Annotated in this window: 3 protein-coding genes, 2 tRNA genes and 3 rRNA genes; 1 reads left to right on the top strand and 7 read right to left on the bottom strand. The window is 41.6% G+C overall.

Annotated features, from left to right (window positions below; translation table 11 throughout):
• Positions 1-120: 120 nt before the first annotated feature.
• Positions 121-5,664 carry an HYR domain-containing protein gene (locus tag LZF87_RS05710; RefSeq protein ID WP_244342837.1) on the bottom strand — a complete coding sequence of 1,848 codons (5,544 nt, stop codon included), beginning with the start codon at positions 5,662-5,664 and terminating at the stop codon, positions 121-123.
• Between the two features lie 1,285 nt (positions 5,665-6,949).
• Between LZF87_RS05710 and LZF87_RS05705 the strand changes: the two genes are divergently transcribed.
• Entirely contained in the window at positions 6,950-10,723 is a 3,774-nt protein-coding gene (locus tag LZF87_RS05705; RefSeq protein WP_244342835.1) for a reprolysin-like metallopeptidase, read from the top strand.
• 777 nt (positions 10,724-11,500) lie between these two features.
• Here LZF87_RS05705 and rrf read toward each other — a convergent pair.
• From rrf to LZF87_RS05675, 6 genes are all read right to left on the bottom strand, one after another.
• Positions 11,501-11,610, bottom strand: a 5S ribosomal RNA gene (gene rrf / locus LZF87_RS05700).
• A 123-nt stretch (positions 11,611-11,733) separates the two neighbouring features.
• Positions 11,734-14,609: ribosomal RNA gene (locus LZF87_RS05695) — 23S ribosomal RNA — on the bottom strand.
• A gap of 105 nt (positions 14,610-14,714) precedes the next feature.
• Positions 14,715-14,788 (bottom strand) — tRNA-Ala (locus LZF87_RS05690).
• Between the two features lie 91 nt (positions 14,789-14,879).
• A tRNA-Ile gene (locus tag LZF87_RS05685) sits at positions 14,880-14,953 on the bottom strand.
• 86 nt (positions 14,954-15,039) lie between these two features.
• Positions 15,040-16,555: ribosomal RNA gene (locus LZF87_RS05680) — 16S ribosomal RNA — on the bottom strand.
• Together the 16S, 23S and 5S rRNA genes with 2 tRNA genes alongside form the textbook arrangement of a ribosomal RNA operon.
• 816 nt (positions 16,556-17,371) lie before the next feature.
• The gene (locus LZF87_RS05675) at positions 17,372-18,604 is read right to left on the bottom strand and encodes an ABC transporter permease (protein ID WP_244342834.1); all 1,233 of its coding nucleotides are present in this window, start codon (positions 18,602-18,604) and stop codon (positions 17,372-17,374) included.
• Position 18,605 lies beyond the last annotated feature (1 nt).

Below are 18,605 nucleotides of genomic sequence, written 5' to 3'. Positions count from 1 at the left end.
ATCTTTTTAAGCTGTCCAATCTTGGACAGCTTATTTTTTATAATCTAATTTAAATCCATTGGTTATCCAAAATAAAAAAGGCCGGTATTTAAACCAGCCTTTTCTTTTTAGAATTAGAATTTATTTTTTGGAAATTATTCGTTTCGTACCTACTTCTTTGTCGGTGATTACTTTTATAATGAATATTTGACCTTCACCTTGATTAAAGTTTACATCCAGTCTAACTTCTTTATTAAAGTACGCATCAGCATCGTCATAAGACATCACAAAAATTCCTTTCGCATCGTACACTTCAATTCGTGCTTTTGAATGATAATCAAACTCGTATTGAACATTAATATACTCTTTGAAAGGAACTGGGTACGCTTTAAACATTGAACTTTCCACTTGAGTATACACCGCTTGAAGATTAACCTGCGGCAATCTTGACAATGCACTACAGAATGGTCCGTCTAGGTTATTAATATTAGCCAAGGTCACTGCCAATTGATCACAAGTTGGATAACCTGGCGTACCCAAGAACGAATTACGTATAAGGTTATACAAAGTTGCAAAGCTGTTAGTACCGGCTGGATATGGATATTCACCCGGGAATGCCGCGGCGCCTAAAAGCGCTGAAACACCATGTCTTGCCAATGCTTTACAGCCTCCGCCACCCAAAGCAGTTGCTCCTAACATATCCAGATTAGCTTTGTTGGAAATACCACCAGTGTTCACCGGAATATTGAAATACGTCCAGAAATTCGTGGTTGTTATAAATGTATTACCCGGAGTTGAAGGTAAACTACCTGGCATATTGTTTACAGTAAAGTCATTTTGACCATCCCATAGATCTTTGTGGTTTTTCCAGAAGCCCGGTGTACAAGCTTTACCACAATCAGTAAGCAACACAGTAAAGTTACAAGACGCATCATTACCACAATCATCTGTAGCGGTATAAGTCACCGTAATTGTCTGACCAACTGGGAATGGTGCATTAAGAGCCAAGCCATCCGAACGCGTTGCAACTACCGCAACACTAGTATCACAATTATCTGTAGCTGTAGGAACAACTAAAGGAGTGAATGTATCACAAACTCTTTGCGAGATATTCGAAGGACATGCGATAACCGGATCGGTTTCATCGAAGAGACGGGTAATACGAACAGTTTGTTCTGCATCGTTTCCACAATCGTCGATTACACGGAAACGATAGATGCGGAATTGGGTACAGGCATTAACATTTCCTGAATCAATCAATACTCCCGCAACATTTCCTGATAAACTTGCGCCTACACCACAATTGTCTGTAAAGGTAGTCGATACAGAAGTTGGCCATGCAGTGTTACAGCCGCCTAAATCGTAATCCGGAACGTCGACCACTATCGGATCGGTTTCATCGAAGCGACGGGTAATGCGAACAGTTTGTTCTGCATCGTTTCCACAATCGTCGATTACACGGAAACGATAGATGCGGAATTGGTTACAAGTATCAACATTTCCTGAATCGATCAAGACACCGGCTACATTGCCACTTGTTTGTCCGCCAGCACCACAATTATCTGTAAAGGTAGTCGATACTTCTGTAGGCCATGCAGTGTTACAGCCGCCTAAATCGTAATCCGGAACGTCGACCACTATCGGATCGGTTTCATCGAAGCGACGGGTAATGCGAACGGTTTGTTCTGCATCGTTTCCACAATCGTCGATTACACGGAAACGATAGATACGGAATTGGTTACAAGTATCAACATTACCTGAATCGATCAATACTCCGGCTACATTGCCACTTGTTTGTCCGCCAGCACCACAATTATCTGTAAAGGTAGTCGATACTTCTGTAGGCCATGCAGTGTTACAGCCGCCTAAATCGTAATCCGGAACGTCGACCACTATCGGATCGGTTTCATCGAAGCGACGGGTAATACGAACGGTTTGTTCTGCATCGTTTCCACAATCGTCGATTACACGGAAACGATAGATACGGAATTGGTTACAAGTATCAACATTACCTGAATCGATCAAGACTCCGGCTACATTGCCACTTGTTTGTCCGCCAGCACCACAATTATCTGTAAATGTAGTCGATACTTCTGTAGGCCATGGGGTGTTACATCCTCCTAAATCGTAATCCGGAACGTCGACCACTATCGGATCGGTTTCATCGAAGCGACGGGTAATACGAACGGTTTGTTCTGCATCGTTTCCACAATCGTCGATTACACGGAAACGATAGATACGGAATTGGTTACAAGTATCAACATTACCTGAATCGATCAATACTCCGGCTACATTGCCACTTGTTTGTCCGCCAGCACCACAATTATCTGTAAATGTAGTCGATACTTCTGTAGGCCATGGGGTGTTACATCCACCTAAATCGTAATCCGGAACGTCAGCCACTATCGGATCGGTTTCATCGAAGCGACGGGTAATACGAACGGTTTGTTCTGCATCGTTTCCACAATCGTCGATTACACGGAAACGATAGATACGGAATTGGTTACAAGTATCAACATTACCTGAATCGATCAATACTCCGGCTACATTGCCACTTGTTTGTCCGCCAGCACCACAATTATCTGTAAATGTAGTCGATACTTCTGTAGGCCATGGGGTGTTACATCCACCTAAATCGTAATCCGGAACGTCAGCCACTATCGGATCGGTTTCATCGAAGCGACGGGTAATACGAACGGTTTGTTCTGCATCGTTTCCACAATCGTCGGTTACACTGAAACGGTAGATGCGGAATTGGGTACAAGTATCAACATTTCCTGAATCAACCAATACGCCAGGTACATTGCCACTTAATAGACCTCCGACACCACAATTATCTGTAAATGTAGTCGATACAGAAGTTGGCCACGCAGTATTACAGCCGCCTAAATCGTAATCGGGTATATCGACAATTGCCGGATCTTCTGTATCTCCTATTACTGTATAAGTACCTGTACAATCTCCATTTTGACCACAATCATCTTCATAGGTAACTGTTGCAGTATAAACGGCACCACATCTGGCTGGCGCAAATATACCATCTTCATCTACAATATTGTTTTGTGCATCTCTAACCACTATATGATATTCAAGATTTGTACCTCCAGTAGGAGCTAAACTATTAAACCAAGCAAGGTAATCGGCATTAATGGCTGCTTGTGTTAGGAGGCATGCAGTTATCTGGTCGTTACCGCAGTGTTCTACTACAGGGGTAGCTGAATCTCTAACCACTTCAATATTACATCTAGACGCATTATCCAAATTTTGTACTGCATCTGTAACAAGCACGGCATAAAAACCAGCAGCTAAACCTGTAAAGGTCACACTACCTGGGTCAAGGGGTGCAACATTATCTGTTAATGCATTACCAACTTGCTGTTGTAAAGCACCTCCTAGAGTATTTGTTTTATACAAATAAAAAGTATACTCAGGGATTCCATTTGTCGCAAAAGCTCTGATTTCACCAGCAACATTACAAGGCGTACGATCGGTTTCTAATCTACATTGTATAGTACAATCCCCTATGGTGAAAGTATTGCTAACTGTATCAGATTTTCCACAGGCATCTGTTATCGTCCAGGAAACAGTTACCTCACCACCATTAAACGGAGGAGGAAGAGGAGGGTCCGGGTTAGTTACAATAGTATAAGGTAGTGTACCAGTATCATTAATAATTAATGAATTCAACCAAGCAGCAAAATCAGTAGCTAATTGTGCCTCAGCCTGAGCCTGAGTTAATCCACAATACGTTCCGGAACCAGGACCTATTTCAATATCCGGCTGATCGGCTGGCGGCTCAGTAATCTCTTCTGTATCAGTATCTTTACAACCTTTATCATCTTTCACATATACAGTATAAGTACCTGCGGGTACCGTAAAAGTGTTAGTTGAAAAATAGTCAACATCATTAATAGAATAGGTATACGGAGTAGTCCCCCCTGAACCGGTTACAGTCAAAGTGGAAGTACCCCCAAAACATGAAATTGGCGTATGTTCAGCACTGGCGGTCGGATTTGGATTAATAGTAATTGTCAGTAGTTGAGAAGCAGAACAGCCGGTTGCATCGTTAGTCAATCTCACGATAAAACTGGTTGTTTGTGTAACGTCAATGTTCCCCGGAGTAGGCACTTGAACACTTGGATTGGCATTGGTCCAAAAAGTAAGCGTATAACCGGCAGGAACCGGAGCCGGAACAGAAACAAAACTGTTTAGATTAAGACTGAGTGCTGATGCACAATATTCGTGCGGACCTGCAGTCAAAGTCAAAGTTGGCAACTCAGGGGAAGACCCGGTTCGCCTGTCGCCATCAGCGCACGTTATGTAATCGTTGGTCGGCTTATACGTTGCATCGGCCGTGACCTCTATGTCATAACCGGTCCCTATCGGGTATGTGGCACATATCTTCGCAAAAACGGCCTGATTATTGGCCGGATTAATAGGATCATCTGAATCTGAAATAGTTCCCAAAGTAAAAGGACTGGTAGATGTTCCTTTTGAGTGCATGAACTGATCAAATAATTCACAAGTAACGCCAGTTGCCGATCCGGTTTTATCTGCGAAAAACCAACGACCGGCACTTCCTCCATAAGTAAGGCATGCAGTATAAGCATTGTTACCACTACAAGCCACTTGGGTTTCCAAATGTTGTAACGTACATGTTGCCCCACCACAACCAAATCTGGATTTATAGACCAAATTCATGCTATTAGGGAAAGTCGTAGCACTGGCATCAGCCATCCACATGGCAAGATAATAGTTGGTTGGTTTTTTAAAGGAAGGAACGGTAATAGTAGTCCATCCGTTACCGCTAAATCCACAGGCAGGGTGTGATACCCCACTGATATCAATAGTCGAGAAAACTAACCTTGTACAATCTCCGGATCCTGCTGAAGGATATTGTCCTGGCGGATATTCTGCCCCTCCAGTACCCGGAACCGGCTGTGCAAAATCCGGGTCAACATAAAATAGGGCAAATCCAACATTTTCATTTGTTACAATCTGAAACTGATAGGTTCCGGCCAGAGGGCGGATATCAAAATTAAACCAGACAATCTCTTCCCCTGGCGTTGGATCCGAAAGTGGATTACCAAATACTTCTGTTTTCATACTGAAACAGTCCGTTTGTGGTAGCGCGTTGGCTAAAAAAGAGTTCTGTGATGCATCATAAGTACCTTTAAACACTTCCAATTGACTTTCCGTTTCAGCGGAACTGGCACATCGAACTATTCCCTTGGGCTGATCACTGGGCTGCGGGGTTACGGTTGGTGTCCAAACAACATCAGGTGTGTTTCCGGTTCCTCGCCATCCATCACCTGCATCCCAACGGTGTGCAAGACAAGGTGTTGAGGCAGGTTCAAGCACTAATGCATCTAAAGTAATTGAATAGGATGATTCTTTATAAAATTTATTGTTTTCCAACACAAATCGCTCATAATCCTTTTTAACTGGATTTATCGGATCTTTTTGCTGAACATTAACTGCCACTGCAGTTCGTAATCCACCAAAATGCTGTGCAAATAATTGATTTGAAAAAAGGATTAGCATTAAAACAGCTAAACTTCTTAAAGTATTTCTTTTAATACATTTACTACATTCTTTTAAAAAAACAAACCAATTAGAGGGTTCTGACGTGGATCCAGTTCCTATATCAGGACCCGGATCTAACAAAAGGATATTTTTTTTCATAATAATACGGTTTTAGAGCCATACTATTAGAAGGAAGATCTATGACAGAAGAGGGGAATCTGAAAAAATGCCCTTTCAATCAAAAATTGAAACTTTAAGATTATTCAAAAAGTAACTAAAGAATTCTGTTAATTGATTTACGTGGAGGTATTATTGCACGTCGCAATCGCAATAAATCATCGAACCTTCTGAAAATCGTTTTTTTGAGGGAATATTATTGAACGTCGCAATCACAATTAACTGTCGAACGCTGAAGAAATATTGTAAAATATTAATTGATTTTTGTACAGGTATTATTGCACATAGCTATCACAATTAATCGTCGAACCATTTGAAAAGTATCGTAAAAATGTTAATTGATTTATGTGGAGGTATTATTGCACGTCGCAATCACAATTAACCATCGAACCTTCTGAAAATCGTTTTTTTGAGGGAATATTATTGAACGTCGCAATCACAATTAACTGTCGAACGTTTAAGAATTATTTTAAAATTTTAATTGATTTTTGTGCAGGTCTTATTGCACATAACTATCACAATTAATCGTCGAACCATTTGAAAAGTATCGTAAAAATGTTAATTGATTTTTGTGGAGGTATTATTGCATGTCGCAATCACAATTAACCATCGAACCGTCTAATAACCATATGAAGTTTATCGATACAAATTTAACACTATTTTAAGTAGCCTTACAAAAAAACAGAAACATTTTACGACTTTAACTTTTTTAGTAATCCATTAATTACCAATTACTTAACAATACGTTTAGAATCTCACAAAAACTTTAAATCTGAATATTAATGACATAAAAAATATGTATAATGTCTTTTAGATACAACATTTTATACTACTACAAAACAAAAAACTACGTTTTTAACAAGAACTTCAAAAAGGTATAGGCTTTATGACAGAATTGCAACAATTACCTTGATTTTCTATTCTAAAAAACAGTAGACCACACTTCAAAAATTGGTGCCGGATCATTGAAAATAAATATTCACACTTTACAATATTGCTATAATTTTCTCACTTTTTAAATAACAGTATTCGAAATATTTCTTAAATAAAGACAGTCATAAAATTGCAAAAATCCACAAAATAAATTCATTAAAAATCAAATAATTCAGATTTTTATTACCAATTTTTTCACAAGAATCATTCAAAACTATAGCGTGAATCTCACAAATAGAAAAAAAACATGCATTTCATCGATTTTTTAGTTAATTTCATCGATATTTTATTCTAACCGATTAATTTTGAGCCGATTAATAAAAAATAATAGTCTATGAAAAGATTGATATGTGCTGCCCTATTATTTACCGTTACTTACTACGGAATCGCTCAAAGTAAAGATGCTTTATGGAAAAAGAGTAATACAAAAGAAACCGCAGGTAGAATTACTCAATCTAACTTACCACAAAAAAATATTTTCGATTTAGATTTACCTACTATGAAAAAGATGTTGGCCAAATCTCCTAAAAGAGATGCTTCCAACATTACTTCTAATACAATCATTTCATTACCAAACGGACAAGGCAAATTGGAAAACTTTAAAGTTTACGAAAACTCCGTTATGGCTCCGGAACTGGCAGCCAAATACCCGGAAATCAAATCCTATGTAGCTGTTGGTATAGACAACCCAAATGCACGCGTTTACTTGAGCAGTTCGCCATTAGGATTTAAATCTATGACTATCTATCCCAATAAGGAAACAGTTTATATTGAGCCTATTAATAACAGCACTAACAACTATACTGTTTATAGAACTACAGATCATGTAGAAGATTTAGAAAAATTCGACTGCGGTGTAGATCATTCAGCCGAAAGCAACTATAGCTCTTCTAATACTTTTGTTGCACGTGGCGCAGATGATGCTAAATTACGCACATATAGATTAGCTGTTTCTTGTACTGGAGAATATGCCGCTTATTTTGGCGGCACCAAAGCTTTGGCTTTAGCCGGTATAACAAACACACTTACTCGTGTAAATGGTATTTTCGAAAGAGATTTCGGCGTGCGTTTGGTACTTGTTGCTAACAATGATGCGATCCTTTATACAAATGCTACGACGGATCCTTATTCAACAAAAGCGTATATCCCAAACGAGTTACAAACTAATTTAAATACAACCATTGGTGATGTTAATTATGATTTAGGTCATTTATTCGATTCTGTGATTGGTGGTGGAAATTCTGGCTGTATCGGTTGTATAGGTGTGACTAATTACAAAGGCAAAGCATACACATCAACACTATATGTTCCAGAAGGTGATCAATTTGATGTAGAAATAGCAGCACATGAATTAGCACATCAATTAGGTGCAAAACACACATTTACTTATGTGACTGAAAACAGTAATACAGCACAAATGGAGCCTGGTAGTGGTTCGACAATCATGAGCTATGCAGGTAAAACAGTGAAAGACATCCAAGCATACTCTGATGATTATTTTCATGCTATCAGTATCCAACAAGTTACCGATAATTTAAAAACAAAAACTTGCGGCACAATTACCAATACAAGTAATGCTGTGCCAGTGGTTAATGCGGGATTAGACTACACTATCCCTAAAGGCACTCCTTTCGTGTTAACCGGTGCTGCTACAGACGGAAACACAAATGACATATTAACGTACTCATGGGAACAAATGGATTTAGGTAGTGCTACTACTACAGTTCCTACAAATACCGCTACAAGTGGGGCTATTTTCAGATCATACCCGCCTACTACTTCTGCTACCAGATATTTTCCAAATATGAATACAATTTTGACAGGGGAAACAAGTACAGCTGGTAGATATATAACTTCAGAAACTTTACCTGGTGTTGCAAGAACATTAAACTTCCGTTTAACCGTTCGTGATAACAGAGCGGGAGGTGGTTCCAACAATACCGATGATGTTGTTTTGACCGTGGATGGTGCAGCTGGACCTTTTACTGTTGACACTCAAAATACCGCTGTATCATATGCCGCTGGCACCTCTCAAACCATTAACTGGACTGTTGCAGGAACTAATGCCAATGGTGTAAACTGTGCTAATGTAGATATTTTATTATCAACCGATGGTGGACAAACGTTCCCAATTGCTTTACTTACAGGAACTCCAAATGACGGTTCACAAAGCGTAGTAATTCCAAATATGCCAGGAACTACAAACAGAATTATGGTTAAAGGAAGCAACCACATTTTCTTTGATGTAAACAATGCTAACTTCACTATTACCGGTTCTGCAGATACTGCTGCTCCGACAGCTTCAACGCTTTGGGCTTCAGGAACTACTGCTTCAAGCACTAATCTGACTTGGACTGCGGCTAATGATAATGTAGGCGTAACAGGATACGATGTATATCAAAACGGTGTATTGAAAACAACAACTACTGCTACATCGTTGGCTGTAACGAGTCTATCGTCTTCTACAACCTATAACTTTCACGTAAAAGCAAAAGATGCGGCCGGAAACGTATCTTCTGCAAGTAACACGGCAAACGTGACTACACTTGCTCCGGCAGATACCACTGCTCCGACAGCTTCAACACTTTCTGCTTCGGGAACCACTGCTTCAAGCACTAACCTGACTTGGACTGCGGCTACTGATAACGTAGGTGTTACCGGTTATAACGTATATCAAAACGGTGTGTTGAAAACAACCGTTACTGGCACATCATTAGCTGTTTCTGGTTTGACTGCTTCAACAGCTTACAACTTCTATGTTACGGCAAAAGATGCAGCTGGAAACGTATCAACTACAAGTAACATTGTAAATGTAACCACATCTGCTCCGACAGATACCACTGCTCCCACAGCTTCAACGCTTTCTGCTTCGGGAACTACAGCTTCAAGCACTAATCTGTCTTGGACTGCCGCTTCTGATAACGTAGGTGTTACTGGTTATAATGTATATCAAAACGGAGTATTGAAAACAACAACTACTGCGACTTCATTGGCTGTTTCTGGTTTATCTGCTTCAACAGCTTACAATTTCTATGTAACCGCTAAAGATGCAGCTGGAAACGTATCTTCTGCAAGTAATACAGTAAGCGTGACTACGTCTGCTTTAACTGATACTGCAGCGCCGACAGCTTCGACACTTTCTGCTACGGGAACTACGACTTCAAGCACCAATCTGTCTTGGACTGTCGCTTCTGATAATGTCGGCGTTACCGGTTATAATGTATATCAAAACGGTGTGTTGAAAACAACCGTGACTGGAACTACATTAGCTGTTTCTGGTATGTCTGCTTCTACAGCTTACAATTTCTATGTAACCGCTATAGATGCAGCTGGAAATGTGTCAACGGCAAGTAACACTGTGAATGTAACTGCATTGGGTACAAGTATTACTTATTGTAATTCATCAGCAAGCACATCCAGAGAATATATAAACCGCGTTCAATTGGGATCAATTAACAATCTTTCAGGAAACAACAACGGATACGGTAATTACACAACACAATCAACCAGTTTATCAACAGGTTCTACAGCTTCAATTACTATTACTCCTGGATGGAATGGTATGTCGGCAAATGAAGCATATTGCGTTTGGATTGATTTTAACAAAGATGGAAATTTTGGTTCGAATGAACTTATTTTCAGTAAGTCAAAAACAAAATCTACTTCTGTAAGCGGTAACTTTATCATTCCGTCTACAGCAGTAACTGGAGCCACTAGAATGAGAGTTTCAATGAAATACAATGGTTTACCGACTGCCTGTGAAGTATTTACTAACGGCGAAGTGGAAGATTATACTGTTACTATTGTTAGTGGTGCTTTTGTTAAAAATGCCAACGAAATTAATGATGAATCTGTAGCGGTTACTAAAGGAGAACTTGGCACGCTGTCATTGAAATTGTATCCGAATCCGGTAAAAGATGGAACATTATATTTCTCAGGTATCGAAAGCAATGCTTCATACAAAATCTTTAATTTGACTGGACAACAGGTAGCCTATGGCGACACCAACAACAATTCCATTAAGGTAGACACGCTGCCTTCGGGAATTTATATTATAGAAATCTCTGACAGCAGATCGGTTGGTACAAAACGATTTATTAAAGAATAAAAGAACACCCTTTTTAAAACCAAATCTTTTGAAGCTGTCCAAGTTCGGACAGCTTTTTTTTATCACGACGTGAATCCGATTAATTATTGCGATCATCTTAAGAAGGATACACAAAAGTACTCCTTAATATATTATATACTTTTAACTCAACTCCGAAGAGAATAACAATTTAAAATAAACCCACATTTTATTTTCTTCGAAGCGAATAGTCGTTTTTGATTGCTATACGTCATTAACTCCGTTGAATCTTCGATTTCCCGTGTTCCATTGCAATCCGTCAATGCGAGTTTGCGCAGCAACCTCCCAATGCCGGGATTTCCACTCCACCCGGGGCTGGAGAGCAATCCTTTTTCGCCAATATTTCAGACCCTGTAGATTTTAAAAGAAAACAATCTGTTTTTTTACAGGCTTCTTCCCTATAAAGATTTTTAAAACAAAGCCAATACATTATCTGACAAAAACTTACGTTTATTTTAGCTTTATTTTTCACGAAAGCCAAACCGCTTAAAACAAAAAAACCTATCCAATGGACAGGGTTCCCAAAAGTAAACCATCTCATAATCTCTCACAGATTTGCTTTGATTTTACCTTTACTTTTCCTAAAAATAAAACGGTTTAAAAACAAAAAAATCCCCACCACATAGTGATAAGGATCTCCAAAAGCAAAGCTGCACATAGTTTTCCGCAGTTTTGCAGCAACTTTTACCTTCATTTTTCTAAAAACAAAACCGATATAAAACAAAAAAGCCCTTCACTTTCGTGAAGGGCTTTTCAAAAGAAAGGCGGCGACATACTCTCCCACAAGATTGCAGTACCATCTGCGCAGGCGGGCTTAACTACTCTGTTCGGAATGGGAAGAGGTGAGCCCCGCCGCAATAACCACCTTAAGTCGTTATGCAAGGGTAATTCCGATGTTATCGGAACTAACATTACAATAATATCTTAACATACTGAGATAAATAATCATTATTTAGAAAGTTTCTCCCTCCCGCCGAAGCGGGAGGAAAAGCGTACATAAGCTTACGGGTTATTAGTACTACTCGACTATGACATTACTGCCTTTACATCTATAGCCTATCAACGTGGTCATCTTCCACGACCCTTAAAAGAAATCTCATCTTGTGGTGGGTTTCGCGCTTATATGCTTTCAGCGCTTATCCCTTCCGAACGTAGCTACTCTGCGGTGCTCCTGGCGGAACAACAGATACACCAGAGGTTCGTCCAATTCGGTCCTCTCGTACTAGAATCAGATCCACTCAAATTTCTAACGCCCACAGTAGATAGAGACCGAACTGTCTCACGACGTTCTGAACCCAGCTCGCGTGCCACTTTAATGGGCGAACAGCCCAACCCTTGGGACCTTCTCCAGCCCCAGGATGTGACGAGCCGACATCGAGGTGCCAAACCCCCCCGTCGATATGAGCTCTTGGGGGAGATCAGCCTGTTATCCCCGGCGTACCTTTTATCCTTTGAGCGATGGCCCTTCCATGCGGAACCACCGGATCACTATGCTCTACTTTCGTACCTGATCGACCTGTATGTCTCTCAGTCAAGCTCCCTTATGCCATTGCACTCTACGCACGGTTACCAAGCGTGCTGAGGGAACCTTTAGAAGCCTCCGTTACTCTTTTGGAGGCGACCACCCCAGTCAAACTACCCACCAAGCAATGTCCCCCGCTTTGCGGGGTTAGATCTCAGATAAGCAAAGGGTGGTATTTCAACAATGACTCCACAACGCCTGGCGACGCCATTTCACAGTCTCCCACCTATCCTACACATCACTTATCCAAGACCAATACTAAGCTATAGTAAAGGTGCACAGGGTCTTTTCGTCCCACTGCGGGTAATCGGCATCTTCACCGATACTACAATTTCACCGAGCTCATGGCTGAGACAGTGTCCAGATCGTTACACCATTCGTGCAGGTCGGAACTTACCCGACAAGGAATTTCGCTACCTTAGGACCGTTATAGTTACGGCCGCCGTTTACTGGGGCTTCAATTCAATGCTTCTCCGAAGATAACATCTCCTCTTAACCTTCCAGCACCGGGCAGGTGTCAGGCCCTATACTTCATCTTACGATTTTGCAGAGCCCTGTGTTTTTGATAAACAGTCGCCTGGACCTCTTCACTGCGGCCAGCTTGCGCTGGCGACCTTTCTCCCGAAGTTACAGGTCTATTTTGCCTAATTCCTTAGCCATGAATCTCTCGAGCACCTTAGGATTCTCTCCTCGACTACCTGTGTCGGTTTACGGTACGGGTACTTATAATCTAAGTTTAGAGGTTTTTCTTGGAAGCCCTTAGGCACACTATCACTTTGTCCGAAGACTCCGTGTACTATCGTATTTCACCAGTTCCCGCGCATTTTACTACGGGACCTATAGCTAAGTACTTTAACGAACTATTCCGTCAGTTCGCGGTGCTTTCATCACTCCGTCACCCCATCACAATTATAAGTAGTACGGGAATATTAACCCGTTGGCCATCGACTGTCCCTTTCGGGTTCGCCTTAGGACCCGACTAACCCTCAGCTGATTAGCATAGCTGAGGAAACCTTAGTCTTTCGGTGTGCGGGTTTCTCGCCCGCATTATCGTTACTTATGCCTACATTTTCTTTTCTAACCGGTCCAGCATGAGTCGCCTCACACCTTCAGCCCTGTTAGAATGCTCCCCTACCACTTACGTAAAACGTAAATCCATAGCTTCGGTAGTATACTTATGCCCGATTATTATCCATGCTCGTCCGCTCGACTAGTGAGCTGTTACGCACTCTTTAAATGAATGGCTGCTTCCAAGCCAACATCCTAGCTGTCTGGGCAGACAAACCTCGTTTTTTCAACTTAGCATACATTTGGGGACCTTAGCTGATGGTCTGGGTTCTTTCCCTCTCGGACATGGACCTTAGCACCCATGCCCTCACTGCTGTGAAACATTATATAGCATTCGGAGTTTGTCAGGAATTGGTAGGCGGTGAAGCCCCCGCATCCAATCAGTAGCTCTACCTCTATATAACTATACACAGCGCTGCACCTAAATGCATTTCGGGGAGTACGAGCTATTTCCGAGTTTGATTGGCCTTTCACCCCTACCCACAGGTCATCCGAAGACTTTTCAACGTCAACCGGTTCGGACCTCCACTGTGTGTTACCACAGCTTCATCCTGCCCATGGGTAGATCACACGGTTTCGCGTCTACCACTACTGACTAAAGCGCCCTATTCAGACTCGCTTTCGCTACGGATCCACACCTGAAGTGCTTATCCTTGCCAGCAACGGTAACTCGTAGGCTCATTATGCAAAAGGCACGCCGTCACCCCACTAAAGGGCTCCGACCGCTTGTAAGCGTATGGTTTCAGGATCTATTTCACTCCGTTATTCACGGTTCTTTTCACCTTTCCTTCACAGTACTGGTTCACTATCGGTCTCTCAGGAGTATTTAGCCTTAGCGGATGGTCCCGCCAGATTCAGACAGGGTTTCACGTGCCCCGCCCTACTCAGGATACCACTATCCTTATCTTTTCTTACTTATACGGGACTATCACCCTCTATGGTTAACCTTTCCAGGTTATTCTAATTCAATCCGCAAGAAATGTCGTGGTCCTACAACCCCAACATTGCCGTAACAACATTGGTTTGGGCTAATCCGCGTTCGCTCGCCACTACTTACGGAATCACTTTTGTTTTCTTCTCCTCCGCCTACTTAGATGTTTCAGTTCAGCGGGTTTGCCCCCTATCGGGTACTATATCTTCAATATAGTGGGTTGCCCCATTCGGATATCTGCGGATCAATTCGTATGTGCCAATCCCCGCAGCTTTTCGCAGCTTATCACGTCCTTCATCGCCTCTGAGAGCCTAGGCATCCCCCATACGCCCTTATTTTGCTTATTGTACTTTCATTCTTACCTATAAATAGGCAAAAACTGTGTTCTTTCTACTTTTTAAATGTTTTTTTATCTCAATATGTCAATGAACTTTCGTCTCTTTCGAAACTCGTGGAGAATATCGGAGTCGAACCGATGACCTCCTGCGTGCAAGGCAGGCGCTCTAGCCAGCTGAGCTAATCCCCCGTTTCTAGTGTTCAGTTAACAGTTTTCAGTTAACAGTACTTCAAACGGCCACTCAACCTCTAAAATTTCCTTTTACAATCAAAAAACTTAGTAGTCCCGCCCAGACTCGAACTGGGGACCCCTACATTATCAGTGTAGTACTCTAACCAGCTGAGCTACGAGACTCTGTTTTTTAATTATTGTAATATTTGAACTAACAGCGAGAGTAATCTTCTTTCAATTAAAATCCCAGATCTTAATCTTTTCTCTAGAAAGGAGGTGTTCCAGCCGCACCTTCCGGTACGGCTACCTTGTTACGACTTAGCCCCAGTTACTAGTTTTACCCTAGGCAGCTCCTTGCGGTCACCGACTTCAGGTACCCCCAGCTTCCATGGCTTGACGGGCGGTGTGTACAAGGCCCGGGAACGTATTCACCGCATCATGGCTGATATGCGATTACTAGCGAATCCAGCTTCACGGAGTCGAGTTGCAGACTCCGATCCGAACTGAGAACGGTTTTGAAGATTCGCGCCCACTTGCGTGGTGGCTGCTCTCTGTACCGCCCATTGTAGCACGTGTGTAGCCCAGGACGTAAGGGCCGTGATGATTTGACGTCATCCCCACCTTCCTCACGGTTTGCACCGGCAGTCTTGTTAGAGTTCCCGGCATGACCCGCTGGCAACTAACAATAGGGGTTGCGCTCGTTATAGGACTTAACCTGACACCTCACGGCACGAGCTGACGACAACCATGCAGCACCTTGAAAGACGTCCGAAGAAAAAACTGTTTCCAGTCCTGTCGTCTCCCATTTAAGCCCTGGTAAGGTTCCTCGCGTATCATCGAATTAAACCACATGCTCCTCCGCTTGTGCGGGCCCCCGTCAATTCCTTTGAGTTTCATTCTTGCGAACGTACTCCCCAGGTGGGATACTTATCACTTTCGCTTAGCCACTCAGATTGCTCCGAACAGCTAGTATCCATCGTTTACGGCGTGGACTACCAGGGTATCTAATCCTGTTCGCTCCCCACGCTTTCGTCCATCAGCGTCAATATAGTGATAGTAACCTGCCTTCGCAATTGGTATTCCATGTAATATCTAAGCATTTCACCGCTACACTACATATTCTAGTTACTTCCCACTAATTCAAGTCTTACAGTATCAATGGCCGTTCCATCGTTAAGCGATGGGCTTTCACCACTGACTTATAAGACCGCCTACGGACCCTTTAAACCCAATGATTCCGGATAACGCTTGGATCCTCCGTATTACCGCGGCTGCTGGCACGGAGTTAGCCGATCCTTATTCTTACGGTACCGTCAAGTTCCTACACGTAGGAGTGTTTCTTCCCGTATAAAAGCAGTTTACAATCCATAGGACCGTCATCCTGCACGCGGCATGGCTGGTTCAGGCTTGCGCCCATTGACCAATATTCCTCACTGCTGCCTCCCGTAGGAGTCTGGTCCGTGTCTCAGTACCAGTGTGGGGGATCTCCCTCTCAGGACCCCTACCCATCATTGCCTTGGTATGCCGTTACCACACCAACTAGCTAATGGGACGCATGCTCATCTTGTACCGTTGGAACTTTAGTTATAATGTGATGCCACATCATAACACTATGAGGTATTAATCCAAATTTCTCTGGGCTATCCCTCTGTACAAGGTAGATTGCATACGCGTTACGCACCCGTGCGCCGGTCTCAAGTTAGCAAGCTAACTCTACCCCTCGACTTGCATGTGTTAGGCCTGCCGCTAGCGTTCATCCTGAGCCAGGATCAAACTCTTCATCGTATATTTTAATATTGTCGATAAAGATGCTAGGTTTTTTCTAATCTACTCGAGTCTTACTCTCTCTTAATCTTGAAACGAATTGCTTCGTTTCAATGCTGTCAATTCAATATGTCTATGAACGTGTCTTCTTATTTTTTCTCGCCAGCCTTTCGGTTAGCGGGTGCAAAACTAGAACTTAATTTTTAACTGGCAAAACTTTTTGAAACTTTTTTTTGAAAAAATTTTCTTTCCATTTTGTCGTCAGTATTTTTAAGAACTTCCCGTTTTAGCGGGCTGCAAAGGTAACTCCTTTTTTTAATCTCGCAAGCTTTTTTGAATTATTTTTCGATTTAATTTCTAAATCGTAATTCCAATCACTTACTCAATATTTCCAATGAACTTTACCGTGTTTTGCGGGTGGCAAAGATACTTTCTTTTTTCTTTACAAACCAAATCTTTTTTTAACTTTTTTCAAAATCTTTTCGATCCGTTTTGTTTCAAAATGTCAGTAGAACTGTGCCGTTATTGCGAGTGCAAAAGTAGCACTCTTTTGCGTAACTCCTAATTATTTCCGGTCTTTTTTTAATCTTTTTTCACTCCCTTTCCTTAACTCGCTGATAACCATTTCATAACCCTTGAAAGTTTTTTTTCGAAAATCGGAAAGAAGTAAAACAGCGGAGCAGTCAAGTTTGTTTCTACTATACTATATATAGGCAACAGTCCCAAAAAAGTTTACCGATAAATCCACAAAACCCATCCCCTAGCCCCGATGGGAGCGGCACCGCGTAGAGCGGACAGCGGGAACGACCATCACAAAATAGCCTGAACGCTTCGCTTCTAATCGAATCGGATTGCTTTTACCGGAGAAATTTTAGTAATTATATAGGAAGGAATCAGCAAAACGAACAGACAAACCAAAATCGTCCCCACATTTAAAGCTACTATATAAGGTATAGAAAATGAAACCGGAGCTTCGGTCACATAGTAATTTTCCGGATTGAGCTTGATGATACCAAAATACTTTTGTATAAACAGTACACCAAGACCGACAAGATTCCCCCAAAACAATCCGCGAAGAATCAAATGACCGGCATTGTACAAAAATATTTTTCGAATTGTCCAGTTGTTGGCCCCAATCGCTTTTAGGATCCCGATCATTTGGGTGCGTTCCAAAATAAGCACCAACAAAGCTACCACCATATTAATAGTAGCCACCACTATCATGATAATAAGAATCACTACTATATTGAAGTCGAACAATTTTAACCATTCAAAAATATTGAAATACTTTTCCTCGATGGTAATACTATTATAGGTCGGCGGAATTTCGTCATAGACTTCCTCTCCTTTTTCTTTTATCATTGAAAAGTCATCTAAAAAAACCTCGAAAGCACCCACTTCGTCTTTTTGCCATTTGTTGATTCGCTGCAAGTGGCGAATATCTCCTATTATATAGGTAGCATCAAATTCCTGGAAACCGGAATTGTAAATCCCGACAATTTTAAAATTACGAAGGTTGGGCAACTTCCCTTCTTCCTTCATAAAAAATGTATTGAACTTATCGCCCAGTTTCAACTGAAGGCGGTTAGCCATATATTCTGAAATAACAACTTCCGGATTCAAATTGCTTTTCAAATCAGGTATTCCCCCCGCAACTATGTATTCCTCCAAGTTTTGCCACCGGTAATCCTTTCCGACACCCTTGAAAACAATTCCTTCGAATGCTTTTTCGGTTCGGATGATCCCTGCCTTAGTGGCCACTGCCTGAATATGACTGATTCCTTCAACACTTTTGAACGTCGGGTAAAAATCCTGATGTATCGAAATAGGTTCCACACTGACTTCCGACTGATTATCGTCGTAGTTGGAAATAATCACATGACCGTTAAAGGCCGACACTTTCTGGCGTATTTTTTGCTGCAACCCCATACCGGTAGCCACGGAAACTATCATCATAACCATTCCAATAGAAATAGCGGCAATCGCAATTTTTATAATTGGAGCAGAAATACTACTTTTATAATTTTTAGCAGTAACGAGTCTTTTGGCTATAAAATATTCTAATTTCAAG

It is taken from the genome of Flavobacterium enshiense (genome assembly GCF_022836875.1).
Lineage (GTDB): Bacteria > Bacteroidota > Bacteroidia > Flavobacteriales > Flavobacteriaceae > Flavobacterium > Flavobacterium enshiense_A.
This window is presented reverse-complemented; position numbering and strand designations above follow the sequence as displayed.

Excerpts from the sequence above, each read along its gene's own strand:
- LZF87_RS05705 (WP_244342835.1), top strand. The coding sequence starts at position 6,950 with ATGAAAAGATTGATATGTGCTGCCCTATTATTTACCGTTACTTACTAC.
- LZF87_RS05710 (WP_244342837.1), bottom strand. The coding sequence starts at position 5,664 with ATGAAAAAAAATATCCTTTTGTTAGATCCGGGTCCTGATATAGGAACT.